This is a genomic window from Mariprofundus micogutta (assembly GCF_001895085.1).
Classification (GTDB): Bacteria; Pseudomonadota; Zetaproteobacteria; order Mariprofundales; family Mariprofundaceae; genus Mariprofundus; species Mariprofundus micogutta.
This window is the reverse complement of sequence record NZ_BDFD01000007.1, coordinates 31,307-46,230: the sequence shown is the minus strand read 5'-3', so window position 1 is coordinate 46,230 and position 14,924 is coordinate 31,307. Positions and strand designations below refer to the sequence as shown.

Sequence of the window (14,924 nt, the reverse complement as noted above, 5' to 3'; positions counted from 1 at the left end):
GCCGCCAAGGCTCGGACAGCTAAAGGCTGCGCAGGTTACCACTGAAGGAGGCAAAGGCGAAGCTTGTAAGTGGGGTTGTTTTTTCGGTTTTTCAACCCCTGAACGCATTTAACGGCAATCGCCTACTGTATTTTTCAGGCGCTGAATGCCTTCGCGGATATTTTCGAGACTCGTGGCATAGGAGAAACGCACATGCCGGTCTGACTGGAATTGTCCGAAATCTTCTCCAGGCGTGATGGCTACTCCTGTTTTTTCAAGTATATCCCAGCAGAATACTTTTGAATCATCGGTGATGTTTTCTACATTGGCATAGATGTAAAATGCCCCCTGTGGTTGCACGACAATATCGAAGCCCAGCTTTGCCAGCTCGGCAAGCAGATATTGTCTGCGTTCATCATAAGCCGTGCGCATGGCCTCGCAGGTTTCTTGCTCTTTCAATGCCGCAATGGCCGCATATTGGGAGAGGGTGGGGGCGGCGATAAAAATATTCTGCATTACACGCCTGCAGGCATCGATCAGCTCTTCAGGCACAATAATCCAGCCCACACGCCAGCCTGTCATAGCCCAGCGTTTCGAGAAGCCGTTTACGACAATGGCATGCTCATCAAATTCGAGCGCACAGCGAGCTTTGATGCCATAAGTCAGGCCGTGGTAAATCTCATCTGAAATCAGATAACCACCTGACTTCCTGCATGTTTGTGCAATATGTTGTAGCTCATCAGCGTCAATCAGAGTGCCGGTAGGATTGGATGGATTGATCACCACGGCAGCGCGCGTGCCGGTTTTCCAGTGTTGTTTTACCAGTTCTGCAGAGAGGTGGTATCGTGTATCAGGACCAACCGGGATATTGATTGGCTCGGCGCCTGCCAGGCGGATAAAATTACGCTGGCATGGGTAACCCGGATCAGGGAGGAGGATCGATTCCCCGGCCTCAAGCAGGGCTGCGTAAATCAGACTGAAAGCACCCGAAGTTCCCGGTGTGATCAGAATGCGTTCAGGTGATACATCAACGTTATATTCATCTTTATACCAGTTGGAGAGAGCCTGTTGCAGGGCTGGGTTTCCGGTTGATGGGGTATAAAACAAATCGCCGCTATCGAGCGCCATTTTAGCGGCATCGATGATTGAAGTAGGTGTGGAGAAGTCAGGCTCGCCGATTTCCATATGGATGATTTTACGCCCTTCGGCTTCAAGTTCTTTGGCACGTTCCAGCAGTTGCATGACCCGGAAAGGCTCAATCTGATCGATTCTTCGCATGCAGATAGTTTAACTGTGCCCGTCCATGAACACCATGAGGTCGATTGAACAGGCCCTGGTCTGCTGGCAGGTATATTATGGGATCATCAGGCTGACCAGCGTACATATTCCAATAGATGCGCTAATAGATGTTAAAATCGCAGCATCACTTACCTCTGAGATATTGCCCAACTCAGTGTATTCATCATAGATCGGATCAATCTTATAGCCATATACTGATTTATATTCTGATTCTGGTAACGCTGAAGCCATGTTTTATCCTCCATGGTATCTGATTTAACCCTTTCCCTCCGTGGAGGTTGGAATCATGGCAGGGATAACCTGTCCGGGTATCCGGAGTAATACGGTAATGGTGAGTCGGTGATTGACATACAGTGGAAGAGGTCGTGATCTGTTTGCGGGATATGGAAATTGACCTAGAGTCGTCGCATGAGTAAACGATACGATATGATTGTCATTGGAGCCGGTATATCCGGCCTGGCCATGGCATTTGAAGCAAAACAGGCAGGCTTGAATGTGCTGGTGCTGGAAAAAGAAGGCAGAGCTGGCGGTTGCTTTGATTCAGTCGTAGCAGAGCAGGATAAGTCGTTCTGGCTGGAGATGGGCACGCACACCTGCTTTAACTCTTATGGACGCTTGCTGAAAATACTTGATCAGTTGGGTTTGATGGATCAGCTGACGGCGCGTGAAAAACTGCGCTATCGCATGTATGCAGACAACAAGCTGTGCTCGATCCCTGCCAGACTCTCTTTTGTGGAGCTGATGTTGAATGCATGGCGCATTTTCAGGCTGAAGAAAGATGGTTTATCTATTGCCACTTACTACCGCGCTATTGTCGGGCCGAAAAATTATGCGAATGTGTTCCGGCATGCTTTCAGTGCTGTGATTTGCCAGCAGGCGGATGATGCGCCTGCCGATATGCTGTTTCGTAAACGGCCGCGTGATAAATCGGTGATGAGAAGTTTCACCTTTCCCGAAGGTCTTGCCCGCATTATCACTGAACTGGAGCAGCAGTTAGAGGTCAGGAAAGGGCAGCTCATTGATGACATCCGCTATGATGAGGATGGTTTTGAAGTCGATGTTGAAGGTGCCACTTATGCGGCTGAAAAGCTTGTTTGTGCCACCCAGGTTATGGCGGCATCGCGTTTGCTGAAAGAATCTTTTCCGGATATTTCCGAACAACTGTCCCGGGTCAATGAAGTCGAGATTGAATCGCTGGGCATCGTAGTCAAAAAGGGTGACCTGCCACTGGAGCCTGTAGCAGGTATTATCGCAGCAGACGGCGACTTTTATTCTGCTGTCGCAAGAGATTATGTGGATCACCCCCAGCTGCGCGGCTTCGCCTTCCATTTCAAACCCGGCCTGCTAGATGAAGATCAGAAGATAAATCACGTGTGTGAACTCTTGAAGGTCGAGAAATCAAAGTTTGTGCAGTGCTTCCACAAAACCAACCGTTTGCCGGCTCCCGATATGGGGCATCATCAGCTTATAGCAGGAGTGGATAATCTGCTTGCAAATAAACCTTTAAGCCTGATCGGCAACTATTTTGCCGGTGTCGCAGTTGAAGATTGTCTGGAGCGCGTTGAACAAGAGTTTTCAAGGTTATCTTCACAGTGATGAGAAAGCTTTGGCTCTGTGGAATATTGCTGATCAGCGGTTGCGGCAGCAGTGAAAAAGTGGATGTGATGTTTGAATGCGTATCACCATCGGGCAGCAATATCGCGACCCTTTACCGGGTATCCACAGGTAGCCGGACTGGAGATCAGGAGATGAAAATCAACGTGCGCCCTGCGAGCAGCGGATTTGATGATTCCATGCACAGTTTTTCGTTCAGGCATGGTTATGATGCAATTGTTCAGTGGAAGTCAGATGATGATATGCGCATTGAGTATCCGATGGATTCAGAAATCACCCATCAGGAGATGGTGATTTTCGGAACCAGCCAGACCTTCAGTTCAACAGATCAGATCAGGGTGGACTATCAGGAGAGGTCATCCACTCATGGCTATTTTGTCGTCGAAAAAAGGTGTTTTACAAGGCATTCTTTATGAGCTGTGAGGCTTACTGGAGATGTTCCAGTTGTTCGATTTTGGACCTGATTTCATCTGAATAAGCGTTGATTCCGAGCCATTCTATGGCGTGATCCAGATCGTCTTCACGTAGCACACGGGTTTCATCCAATCCATCAAGTTCAGTGGCGACACAGTAGACTTTTGCCAGTCCGTAACCGACTCGGTTTTTGGCAAGAATGGCCAATTTCCCATCCTTGCGGAATTTGGCCTGTCGCATTTTCCTTCCTTCCGAAAAGATAGTCTTGTATGACAGGCCGGAAGCAGAGGCATGTTTACAGATTACGGATAGCCCCCGCTTACCGGGGCTGCTGTGCTCATCCTTTAGTGCCTCGAGCGTATGGGCTTTTAAATCCTCATCAATGACCGCACCATAAAAAATGGTCAGCATGAAATTACTGTCAGGAAAGCTTTCGAAATAAATACCCATGTGTCACCTATGCCATGATTAGTGAGATTCACTATTAATAGCAGGAAATGAAGGCTTTGCTATAAGTTTGATATTAGCTTGCGCCTTTTTACTCCGGCCAGACCAGCACGGGTTTGCGAGCGGCCTGTGTTTCATCAAGTCTGCGACGGAACGGCTTGAGTGGAGCCTCATGCAAGGCTTCAGTATCACCAGCTTCGCAGGCATCGGCGATCTCCAGCATGGCATCACAGAAAGCATCCAGTGTTTCACGAGACTCAGTTTCAGTCGGTTCGATTAACATTGCACCATGCACAATCAGAGGGAAATAGACTGTCATCGGATGGAAGCCGAGATCGATCAGGCGTTTGGCAATATCGAGTGTTTTCACACCATGCTTATTCTGAATTTCATCGGTAAGCAGGCACTCATGTTTACACAGGCCTTCAAACGGCACGTGATAACGGTCTTTCAGACGATGCAATACATAGTTGGCATTGAGTACTGCATCTTCAGCAATTTTGTGCAGATGCTGGCGTCCGAAGGCCGAAATATAGGCGTTGGCCCGTATATAGACACCAATCTGCCCGGGTGTTCCGAGCACCGGCCCGACTGATGTGTCACAGGCATTGACCAGCGTGAGCGTATCGCCATGTTTTTCGATGCGCGGTACTGGCAGATAGGGTGCCAGCGTATCATTCACCGCTACCGGGCCACCACCCGGGCCACCGCCACCATGCGGGGTGGAGAAGGTTTTATGCACATTGATATGCAGGCAGTCGATACCCATATCCCCTGGCCGTGCAACGCCCACCAGGGCATTGAGATTCGCGCCATCACCGTAAACCAGTCCGCCGGCATCATGTACCAGCTGACAGATTTCCTTGATGTCGGATTCGAAGGCACCGGCCGTATTCGGGTTGGTCATCATCAGGGCTGCTGTTTCATCATCAAGATGTGCTTTCAACTCGTCCAGATCAATGCGTCCATCCGCACCGGATTTCAATTCAACCGTATGCATGCCACACAGAGCGGCAGAGGCCGGATTGGTTCCATGTGCCGAGTCAGGAACCAACACTTTACGGCGCTGTGATTGACCGCGTGCATCGAGCGCGGCTTTAATCATCATCAGGCCAGCCAGTTCACCATGCGCACCGGCTGCAGGCTGCAGTGTTACATGCGGCAGGCCCGAGACTTCTCCGAGCCAATCCTGCAATTCATACATGAGCTCCAGCACACCCTGGGCTGTATCTTCAGGCTGATCCGGATGAATATGTGCGAGTCCCGGCAGTCGTACCACCTGTTCATTCACCCGCGGGTTATATTTCATGGTGCATGAACCCAGCGGATAAAAACCGGTTTCAATGCCGTGGTTCCACTGTGACAGGCGTACAAAGTGACGTACCGTTTCAGGCTCGGACAGTCCCGGAATGTTAGCAGCCTGTTTGCGAGAGAAAGCACTTAACTCAGCTGAGATTTCTCCGTCTACACCAGGCAGATTGATCGATTCGGGTGCTTCATGTGCATGCTCAAACAGCAGTGGTTCTTCGTGCTGCATGCCTACGGTGCCTGAATATTTGAAAGTGGTATCTGCTCTGTTCATATCAGACATGCTCATTTCGCCACCTCCAATATTGCCAGATAGTCGTTGATGTCTGCTTCCTCAACCATTTCAGTCGTCGCGACCAGAAGGTGTCTGCCATCAGCGGCAGTTTCAATCTGTTCCAGCGGAATGCCGGCAAATATATCAGACTCCTGTGCAGCCTTAAGGAAACGGTCTCGAGCCTGCTGGTCTGCAAAGCTCAGTACTGTCTCGTTGTAATGTGCGCCATGCGCGGCTGTGACATGACCCGGCAGTTGCGATACAAGCGAGTGCAGAGCTGCCGCTGAGTGGCGGGCAACCGTACCAAGGCCTGCATCACCCATCTGCGTCATATAGGTAGCAGCTGCTGTACACATCAGACCTTGATTGGAGCAGATGTTGGAGGTGGCTTTTTCACGGCGGATATGTTGCTCACGGGTAGAGAGGGTGAGTACAAAACCGCGTTTACCATCGGCATCGGAGGTCAGGCCACACACGCGCCCCGGCATTTGACGCAGGTATTTTTGCTTGCAGGTAAACAGACCCAGATGCGGGCCGCCGAAACCCATTGGAATACCGAGCGACTGGCCTGAGCCAACAGCAATATCGGCACCCATGGCTCCGGGTGATTCAATCAGGGCAAAGGCGGAAATGTCGGAGAAGGCGACAACCATCAGACAACGAGCGGCATCACAGGCTGCGCGCAGTGGTGCCAGATCATAAACTGAACCATAAAAATCGGGATACTGTACAATGACGCAGGCGGTCTTTTCATCAATGGCTGCAATGACCTTGTCCAGATCAGTGCCGTGCCGGCCCATATCTACTTCGGCATATTCGCCATCCAGCCGTGAAAGATAATTGGCGGTTACACTGCGATAACGCGGATTCACTGAACCAGCCATCACAACACGGCTTTTGCGCGTGACGCGGCGGGCCATCAGGGCAGCTTCAGCCGTTGCTGTTGCAGCTTCATACATTGATGCATTGGATACATCCATACCGGTCAGGCGGGCAATCATGGTCTGAAATTCGAACAGTGCCTGCAGAGTACCCTGTGATATTTCCGGCTGGTAAGGGGTATAAGCTGTGAGAAATTCACCGCGCGAAATAATATAATCGACGACTGCCGGAACAAAGTGGTGATAGGTGCCGCCACCTAGAAAATAACGGCTGTTGGTAGCATTGCGGTTTTTTTCCGAAGCCTTGGTGAATTTGCGAACGATTCCGGCTTCTGACAGTGCATCAGCGATTTCGAGCGAGCCTTTTTCAATATGGAATTCGCCAGGAATGTCGGAAAACAGCTCTGCCATGTTCGAGACGCCTATCGTCTCAAGCATGGCTGTTCTGTCTGTGTCAGTGTGGGGAAGAAACCGCATGTATGTGTCCTTTTAACCGCAAAGGACGCAAAGTTTCGCTAAGAAATTCTACAGAAAAAACTTTGCGAAACTTTGCGCCCTCAGCGGTGAATATTTTTACTCTTCGAGAAAGGTGGTGTACTCGTCGTCGCTCATCAGCTCGACAGCTTCATCACTGGTGATTTTCACTTTGGCAATCCAGCCAGCACCGTATGCATCGGTATTGACCTTTTCCGGTTCGCCTTCCAGCTCTTCATTGATCTCAATGACCTCACCGGCAACAGGTGCATACACATCGGATACGGCCTTTACCGATTCAACAACAGCATAAGCTTCACCCGCATTCACTTCACGACCGATCTCCGGCAGTTCAACGAATACGATGTCGCCAAGCGCTTCCTGCGCATGATCAGAAATACCGAATGTGGCGATATCGCCTTCAATGCGTACCCATTCGTGATCTTTGGTATATTTTAATTCAGCAGGAATTGTCATGGTGTCTCCTCACTTTTTGGTGCCCTAAATTTAGCGTCGCACGTTGCTGCGCACAAACGGTAAAGTGGTGCGCTCAGCAGCAACAGCCTTGCCGCGGATTTCAACACTCAATTCGCCAGAAGTGGCATGATCCGGTTTCACGTAGGCCAGTGCTACTCCGCCAGCCATAGGGCTGTGCATGCCTGATGTCACTTCTCCGGTTTCTGCACCGTCAGCAAATACCTTATAGTGCTCACGTGGAATGCCGCGTCCGGTCAGTTTCAGTGCAATCAATCGCTGCCTGGGCCCTTCAGCCTTGCGCGCTTCAACCGCTGCTTTGCCGATAAAATCACCTTTATCGAGCTTGGTGATCCACATCAGTTTGGCTTCAACCGGTGTCACTGCATCGGAAATTTCATGGCCGTACAGTGCATAACCCATTTCAGTCCGCAGCATATCACGTGCAGCAAGACCGATTGGCACAGCACCGTTGCCGAGTAGTTGTTGCCATACTTCAACGGCAATACTGTTGGGGACGTAAATTTCAAAACCGTCTTCGCCGGTGTAACCTGTACGGGATACAATGCCATCGGCACCGGCCACTTTCACTTGTGCAAACTTATAGTATCCAATGGATTCAAGATCTCTATCCACCAGAGGCTGAAGAGCGGCCTGCGCTGCAGCGCCCTGCAGCGCCAGCAGTGTCGTATCATCGGATTCATCCATTACACTGACGTCATAGTTTGTAGCTTGTTGCTGAAGATGAGCCACATCCTTGTGGCGGTTGGCGGCATTGATGCACAGGTAGTATTCAGACCCGGATATTTTGTAGGTAGTGATATCGTCGATAAAGGTGCCTGCATCATTGAGCAGGGCGGAATAGTGGACCTGTCCGTCTGCCAGCTTTGATACATCATTGGTTGTCACATACTGCAGGAATGCCAGAGCATCCGGGCCGCTCACTCGCACCTGTCCCATATGGGTGATATCAAAAATGCCGGCAGCACCTTCACGTACGGCACTATACTCTTTCAGAGCGCCCTGTTTGTACTGAACCGGCATTTCAAAGCCGGCAAAAGGTACAATTTTACCACCTTGTTCTACATGTTGTTCAAACAGCGGCGTTCTTGCTAAATCCGTCATGGATTAATCTCCCACGTGTGTTTTAAATGCCTGCACTGTGTTGGCCAGTAACATCGTGATGGTCATAGGCCCCACGCCACCCGGTACTGGTGTAATCCAGCCTGCATTTTTGCTGGCTTCTTCAAATTCCACGTCACCAGTCAAGCTGCCATCTTCGCGTCGATGAATACCTACATCAACCACAATCGCTCCGGGTTTAATCCATTCACCCTGAATCAGTCCCTGTTTTCCAGCTGCTGCAATGATAATTTCAGCACGTTCGATATGTGATCGCAGGTTTTTGCTGAATCGATGTGTGACAGTGACGGTTGCGCCTACCAGCAGCAGTTCCAGCGCCATTGGTCGCCCTACGATATTGGATGCGCCGACAATAACGCACTCTTTGCCGTGCAGATCAATGCCTGTCTCTTCCAGCAACTTCATGCAACCGTATGGAGTGCAGGAGCGCAAAGCCGGTTTGCGAGAAGCCAGACGTCCGACGTTATAGGGATGAAAGCCATCCACATCTTTACCCGGGTCAATGGCTTCGAGAATGACTTCAGAATTGATATGATCGGGAACCGGCAGTTGAACCAGAATACCATCTACTTTGGGATCATTGTTCAGTTCAGTGATCAGACCGAGCAGGTGCTGCTGACTGGTGTCGGCTGAAAGTTCATGTGAAAAAGAGTGAATGCCAGCCTTTTCACAACCGATTTTCTTGTTTTTGACATAGACATGCGAAGCCGGGTCATTGCCGACAATAATGACCGCCAGCCCCGGTTTACGTCCGTGTTTACTGGCAAGCTGGTCGGCTTCAAGGCGAATCTCTTCGCGCATGCGGGCGGCCAGTGCTTTGCCATCGAGTATCTTTGCAGTTGATGAGTTCATATGGCTGCGCATTGTTGCAGCAAGCGCCAGTTCAGACAATGATAAGCTGCATGAGAGAAGAGAATACGAATCGCACGCGTATTGGCATTGATCTGGGCGGCACAAAAATCGAACTGATTGCGCTGGATGCCGATGGGTCTGAGCTGTTGCGCTTTCGCCAGCGCACACCTGCCGGCGACTACCTGCAAACCATCAAAACTGTAGTTGATATGGTTAGGGGTGCGGAAAGCCGGCTATGCATGAATAGAGAGAATTCTACGGTTGGTATTGGCACACCGGGAGCCACTTCATTCAAGAGCGGTCTGATGAAGAACTGCAATTCCACTTGTCTGAATGGTCAGTCTTTGCAGCAGGATCTTGAGCTGGCTTTGGCAAGGCCGGTGCGTATGAGTAATGATGCCAACTGTTTTGCGCTGTCGGAGGCCGTTGATGGTGCAGGCAAAGCTTACGATGTGCTGTTCGGTGTCATTATCGGCACCGGAGTGGGCGGGGGCCTTGTTGTACACGGCTCCGTGTTGGATGGTGCCAATCATATTGCCGGTGAGTGGGGGCATAATCCATTGCTCTATCCTGAGACGTGTGAATTGCCGGGGCCGGACTGTTACTGCGGCAGGGCAGGCTGCATTGAAACCTGGCTCTCCGGGCCGGGTATGGCTGCGGATCATCTGCGAGTATCCGGTTGCAATATCACTGCCGAGCAGATCGTGAAACAGGCCGAAGCAGGTGATCTGGATTGCAGCCAAACGATAGATAGATATTGTGACAGGTTGGCCAGATCGCTGGCGGGCGTTGTGAATATCCTTGATCCGGATGTGATTGTATTGGGTGGTGGATTGTCGAATATAGCGCAGCTGTATGAACAAGTGCCTGAGATATGGCAGCAATATATATTTTCGGATGAGGTGCGCACACAATTATTGCCGCCTGCATTTGGCGATTCGTCCGGGGTGCGTGGTGCAGCCTGGCTGTGGGGGAGATGATGCAGATTAAACATGTAGGCTTGATTGTGTCCGATTTGGAGCAGGCCGCAGAATTTTATGAGGGTATTCTGGGGCTACAGCGCATCAAACGCCCCGAGCTTGGTTTTGCAGGATTGTGGTATGGACTGGAAGAGGGTCAGCAGATTCACCTGATGCAACTGGATGACCCATATGCTGATTGTAACAGGCCGGCTCATGGCGGGCGGGATCATCATGTCGCTTTGATGACAGATCATTTTGATGCCATCAGGGCTCAGCTGGAATCAGCCGGTATAGATTACACCATGAGTAAATCCGGCCGCGATGCGCTTTTCTGTCGCGATCCGGATAATAATACGATAGAGCTTTTCAGTTAATCGGGCCTGCTGCTTTAAGCATGAGCATTGGGTTAAAGCCTGAAAACAGAATTGATCCGTAAATGGCGCAGGCAGGCAGAGTCAAATGCAGCAATTCTATATTCGGTAGCCATGCAGCAAGCGGTTGACTAGAGTTTTCGCTATGACAAATCATTCAGTACAATGTGACCTCTGTGGCGGTGACAAGTTCGAGATTGTTTCCCGCTCTGACAGACACAAGCAAGCACTTGATACCGGCCTCTGTCTGGGGTGCGGGCTGGTCATGCATCTGCCTGTGCCGAACGAAGCGGAAGTGGCCGAGTATTATGCCACGCGCTACAGACAGGATTATCACGGTGAACGCCAGCCTTCGGAGCGGCGTGTGATGCGCGCCTGGAAGAATGCCGGACGCATCTACAATCAGATCGGCTCCAGCATATCAGCTGTGGAAACTGTTTTTGAAATCGGTGCAGGCATAGGTTGTACTGTGAAATATTTTGAAGATCAGGGTTTGAAGGCATCCGGCATTGAACCCAACCACGACTTTAATGCATTCACCCACAGTAAATTATTTGCCGATGTGGAAAATGTGAATCTGTATGATCTGGAGCCAACGCCAAGAACGGATCTGGTGCTGCTGATTCACGTGATCGAACATTTCTCTTCACCGAAGAAAGCATTGAAACATATTCACGGCCTGATTAACGATGGTGGTATGTTTTATGTCGAGTGTCCGAACCTTACAGGTCCGTTCGCCACGCAGAGCCGGATGTTCCATTATGCTCATATTTATAACTTTTCACCGGAAACATTGAAGTCCATGGCTGAACAGTGCGGTTTTGAGTTGATTGAAAGCTTTAGCGGCGATGATGATGCAGATATCCAGATGTTGTTCAGAAAAGTAGGCATGCAGGATCAGCCGGTACAGTTGTCAGGTAACGCTGATCGTGTGCGTGCGCGTATTAATAAATACAATGCCCTGAGTTATCATGCTCGTCCGGCTTATTTGAGCAAGCGGGCACGCAAGGTTTCTTCGTACCTCATGGAATATATGAAAGCTCGCGAGTTTGTTTCAAGCCTGCTCAGCCGTTTGGAAAAACAGCGCTGATAACCTTTATAAACCGCAAAGACCTGCAGGCGAAAACCAGGCTATGATTTCAGCAATCAATCGCTAGCACGATATACACGGCAAAGCCTTTCGATAAGAGTATGGGTGTACTCAGCAGTGGGACTGTCTTATGCGTGCATGGCCTCGAAAAAGACGCGGTCAATATTTTCATGCCACTGATCATGGTACAGGTTTAACCAGTGCTCAGCCTGTGTCTGGCCTGACTCTACAGCGCGTTCAAGCGGTGCAAGGAATATGCTTTCATTTTGCCCTGCCGTGTTTCGGATATCCAGATTTTCAAGGCCACTGCGTGCGATGTCGAGCATGGTCTCACAAAGTTTTAATACGGAGGTGTCCCGGAACTGAGTAGCCATGGCCGTTTCAGGCACTTGTTGCCTGAGCTGACTTACTTCGGCATGGCTCCAGTCAGCAATAAAGTCCCGGGCTGTAGTCAGGGCCTGTTCATCATATAGCAGGCCTTTCCACAGGGCAGGCAGGGAGCAGATCCATGGCCATGGCCCGGCATCAGCGCCGCGCATTTCCAGGTACTGTTTCAACCGCACATCCGGGAAGAGAGTAGAGATATGCAATTCCCAATCATCCATGCTCGGGAATTGACCCGCCAACTGCGGCAGTTTGCCAGCCAGAAAGTCTCTGAAGCTGCCTCCGGCACAATCTATATATAGTCCGTTGCGAATCACAAAGTACATCGGCGCATCAAGTGCCCACTCTGTATATGCGGCAAAACCGAAATTATCTTCAAATGTGCAGGCAGGAATGCCGGTGCGCTGTTTATCAGTATCCAGCCAGCATGCACCCCGTCGCGACAGCAGGCCTGCAGGTTTACCGTTCTCAAACGGGCTTGCCGCATACAGGGCGGTTATCAGTGGCTGCAGGCAGAGAGATACTCTCATTTTTCTGGCCATATCAGATTCAGAGCTGAAATCCAGATTGGCCTGAACAGTGGCAGTGCGCAGCATCATATCTAGCCCGCCACTGCCGACTTCAGGCATATATGCGCGCATCACGCCATAACGCGCCTTTGGCATCAGCGGTATGTCGCGCTGCTGCCATTTGGGCTGAAAGCCCATGCCGAGAAATCCGATGCGCAGCTCATCCGAAATGCCTTTAAGTATTTTGTGATAACTGGTGGCCTCTTCGCATGTCTGATGAATGGTTGCCAGCGGTGCGCCTGAAAGCTCGAGTTGTCCGCCCGGTTCCAGCGTTATGGATGCCATGCCGTTTTTTAGCGCTATGATTTTCCCCGACTCTTCCACACGCTGCCAGCCGGTGTTGGCAAGCATTTCCAGAAGCTGTCGAATACTGCGCTCTCCCTCATAGGGTATGGGATTGAGGGTATCCATGCAGAAGCCAATCTTTTCATGTTCGGTGCCGATGCACCATTGGTCGCGTGGTTTATTGCCTTCGGCAAACCAGCCGGCCAGATCATCTGGAGTCAGGTGTGAAGTCATGGCGACAGGTTATCCTATTATATATAGATAGAGTAGGTGCTTAGTATGTTTGCTGATTATTTTACTCGGGCAGAAGGTATTGCTTGATTGGCTCCAATTGCTTTTCATAGTGTTTCCATCGGGCTACTGATTTTTGATGAATCGGCTTGCGAACCTGAATTAGGCTCGCTGTGGAGACTGCTCCGGTAGTCTTGTGAGAACTCAGGCAGTCGGGATGCCATTCTAGATCGCACCCTTCCAGTAACCTGCGCAGCTCTATCTCTGGATTGGAGACAAGATCTTCATAACTGACTTCCAGCATTACGCCTTTAGGCAGTACTTTACGCCAGTGTTGCATCAGCTTCTGGTAGCGTGCGTACTGGCGGCCTAATGCATTCAAGTCGCATGAATAGTTCATTTTTCCATCGGAAAAGTTTTCCTGGAACATGGAGAGACATGAAGCCATGGGTTCACGGTTGATATGAATAATGCGAGCCAGTGGAAGGGCTTTGGCGATTACGCCGGCAAGCAGGTAATTGTTCAACATCTTATCAGTTACTCGCCCATCTAAACAATATTCCTGAGCAATGATTCGTGAATATTCATGGCCAATAGTTAGCAGGCTGTTATCATCCAATAAAGGTAGCTTTTCTATTTCTCTAGAGAGTAGCGCTTTGCGCTTTCTACCATTTACTGCCTGATGTAGGGCTGCAATTTCACCTGCGGGCTGTAGCCCTGGATGTCTAGCTAGCGCCTGCTCAAGCAGTGTAGAGCCGCACCTAGGCATGCCGATAATGAATATGGGAGCAGCTTCGCTCGCGTCTTTACAGCTGATGTCTGTAAACCTTGAAGCTGGAAATGCAGATGCTGCGATTTGATGGATAGACTCTTGGTCGCATTCGTCGTTGTCGGATGACTGGCTTCTTATAAGGTTGGCCTCTGCCCAATAATCGAAAGCTTCTTTGTAGTGGCTTTCCTTATCGGCTTCATTGCCAAGAATGAAGGCACAGTAGATGCGTAAGTCAGCGTCTACATCGGCTTCATCGTAGAGTTTTCGCATGGTCTTTAAGTCCGCACCTCTATCTGCATAGTTTCCGCTTTTAATAAGAAACCCCAGCACTGTGGCTTCGTGAAGACCTATGTCTTGAGCTTTACGAAAGCGAGATCTAGCCTCTTCAAACTCTCCCTGCTGGAACAGGTGCGATACCATGTCGCATATAACATTTGCATTATCAGGTTCTGCACTATGCGCTTTTTCGAGCAAGTCCATAGCTATTGATGTTTCGCCTAATTTGCTATGCAGCTTGGCTGCTTTGCTTAGTAATTCAACATTAAACTTCTCTTTCTGCAGGCCTTGCTTATATGTCTGCAGAGCCTGGCGAAACTCTCCTAGGGCCTCTAGGGCGGAACCTAAGCCGCTATAGCCGTTGGCTTCACTAAATAGCTTTGGTGATTTTTTTAATATTTCCGGGTAAATCTGAGCAGCTTCTTCTTGTTGGTCATTTAACAGCAGACAGCTTGCATAGTTAATTTGAAAGTGCAGGCGGTTTGGTGCTTTCCTGTAGGCTTGGCCAAGCCAGTCGAGAGCTGTGTGGTAGTCATTCTGCATGGATGCAATCAGGCCGCGCACATAGGTTATCTCAAGAAATCCTTTGTACTGTCCATCCGCTTTATCACAGATGCGAAGGGCTGTTTGAAACTGACCTTTGCGGGCAAAACTTGCTGCTTGCTCAGCCAGTGTCATTAAAAGTCTTTTCTTTTTATTGGAAAGTTTGATCACAGCCATCAGCCACCTCTTGTCGAAATTCTTACTGTTTGTGTCGAACGTATCAATTAAAACCTGTTGTGCATGGGGCTGGTGGCAGTCGTTGCATCATACGTTTCGTCTATG

At 50.0% G+C, this 14,924-nt stretch carries 15 protein-coding genes; 5 read left to right on the top strand and 10 right to left on the bottom strand.

The annotated features are described in order from the left end of the window. Positions 1–108 precede the first annotated feature (108 nt). Positions 109–1,257 carry an aminotransferase class I/II-fold pyridoxal phosphate-dependent enzyme gene (locus MMIC_RS05230; RefSeq protein WP_227819374.1) on the bottom strand — a complete coding sequence of 383 codons (1,149 nt, stop codon included), beginning with the start codon at positions 1,255–1,257 and terminating at the stop codon, positions 109–111. 75 nt (positions 1,258–1,332) lie between these two features. Beyond that, on the bottom strand, positions 1,333–1,509 hold the full coding sequence (locus tag MMIC_RS12685; RefSeq protein WP_171966462.1) for a hypothetical protein: 177 nt from the start codon (positions 1,507–1,509) through the stop codon (positions 1,333–1,335). A gap of 177 nt (positions 1,510–1,686) precedes the next feature. On the opposite strand from MMIC_RS12685, the gene MMIC_RS05225 reads away from it, so the two are divergent. Both MMIC_RS05225 and MMIC_RS05220 read left to right on the top strand, forming a co-directional pair. Continuing rightward, positions 1,687–2,874: a protoporphyrinogen/coproporphyrinogen oxidase gene (locus tag MMIC_RS05225; RefSeq protein ID WP_072659404.1), complete on the top strand. Its 1,188-nt coding sequence runs from the start codon at positions 1,687–1,689 to the stop codon at positions 2,872–2,874. Continuing rightward, positions 2,874–3,308: a hypothetical protein gene (locus MMIC_RS05220; protein ID WP_072659403.1), complete on the top strand. Its 435-nt coding sequence runs from the start codon at positions 2,874–2,876 to the stop codon at positions 3,306–3,308. The genes MMIC_RS05225 and MMIC_RS05220 overlap by 1 nt, the downstream gene beginning before the upstream one ends. Positions 3,309–3,318: 10 nt before the next feature. Here the strand turns inward: MMIC_RS05220 and MMIC_RS05215 are convergent, their stop codons facing one another. The 6 genes from MMIC_RS05215 to folD all read right to left on the bottom strand — a co-directional run bounded on the left by MMIC_RS05215 (position 3,319) and on the right by folD (position 9,159). Then, the gene (locus tag MMIC_RS05215) at positions 3,319–3,756 is read right to left on the bottom strand and encodes a hypothetical protein (protein ID WP_072659402.1); all 438 of its coding nucleotides are present in this window, start codon (positions 3,754–3,756) and stop codon (positions 3,319–3,321) included. Positions 3,757–3,844: 88 nt separating this feature from the next. After that, positions 3,845–5,350, bottom strand: coding sequence for an aminomethyl-transferring glycine dehydrogenase subunit GcvPB (gene gcvPB / locus MMIC_RS05210; protein ID WP_227819373.1), 1,506 nt, complete (start codon positions 5,348–5,350; stop codon positions 3,845–3,847). Further along, positions 5,347–6,654 (bottom strand): aminomethyl-transferring glycine dehydrogenase subunit GcvPA, encoded by a 1,308-nt coding sequence (gcvPA, locus tag MMIC_RS05205; RefSeq protein ID WP_373855345.1) that lies wholly within the window; start codon positions 6,652–6,654, stop codon positions 5,347–5,349. The genes gcvPB and gcvPA overlap by 4 nt, the downstream gene beginning before the upstream one ends. A 135-nt stretch (positions 6,655–6,789) precedes the next feature. After that, positions 6,790–7,167 carry a glycine cleavage system protein GcvH gene (gcvH, locus tag MMIC_RS05200; RefSeq protein WP_072659400.1) on the bottom strand — a complete coding sequence of 126 codons (378 nt, stop codon included), beginning with the start codon at positions 7,165–7,167 and terminating at the stop codon, positions 6,790–6,792. A 30-nt stretch (positions 7,168–7,197) separates the two neighbouring features. Further along, complete coding sequence (gene gcvT / locus MMIC_RS05195; protein WP_072659399.1) at positions 7,198–8,289, bottom strand: glycine cleavage system aminomethyltransferase GcvT; 1,092 nt, start codon at positions 8,287–8,289, stop codon at positions 7,198–7,200. Positions 8,290–8,292: 3 nt separating this feature from the next. Further along, a complete protein-coding gene (gene folD / locus MMIC_RS05190) occupies positions 8,293–9,159 on the bottom strand; it encodes a bifunctional methylenetetrahydrofolate dehydrogenase/methenyltetrahydrofolate cyclohydrolase FolD (RefSeq protein ID WP_072659467.1) in 867 nt (288 codons plus the stop codon). Between the two features lie 50 nt (positions 9,160–9,209). Between folD and MMIC_RS05185 the strand changes: the two genes are divergently transcribed. From MMIC_RS05185 to MMIC_RS05175, 3 genes are all read left to right on the top strand, one after another. Further along, entirely contained in the window at positions 9,210–10,139 is a 930-nt protein-coding gene (locus MMIC_RS05185; RefSeq protein ID WP_072659466.1) for an ROK family protein, read from the top strand. Beyond that, positions 10,139–10,495: a VOC family protein gene (locus tag MMIC_RS05180; protein ID WP_171966461.1), complete on the top strand. Its 357-nt coding sequence runs from the start codon at positions 10,139–10,141 to the stop codon at positions 10,493–10,495. Before MMIC_RS05185 ends, MMIC_RS05180 begins: the two co-directional genes overlap by 1 nt. Before the next feature lie 142 nt (positions 10,496–10,637). Continuing rightward, the gene (locus MMIC_RS05175; RefSeq protein ID WP_072659397.1) at positions 10,638–11,582 is read left to right on the top strand and encodes a class I SAM-dependent methyltransferase; all 945 of its coding nucleotides are present in this window, start codon (positions 10,638–10,640) and stop codon (positions 11,580–11,582) included. A gap of 128 nt (positions 11,583–11,710) precedes the next feature. On the opposite strand, the gene MMIC_RS05170 is transcribed toward MMIC_RS05175, so the two are convergent. Beyond that, complete coding sequence (locus MMIC_RS05170) at positions 11,711–13,054, bottom strand: glutamate--cysteine ligase (RefSeq protein WP_072659396.1); 1,344 nt, start codon at positions 13,052–13,054, stop codon at positions 11,711–11,713. 61 nt (positions 13,055–13,115) lie between these two features. Beyond that, positions 13,116–14,819, bottom strand: coding sequence for a tetratricopeptide repeat-containing sulfotransferase family protein (locus MMIC_RS05165; RefSeq protein WP_072659395.1), 1,704 nt, complete (start codon positions 14,817–14,819; stop codon positions 13,116–13,118). Between the last annotated feature and the right edge of the window lie 105 nt (positions 14,820–14,924).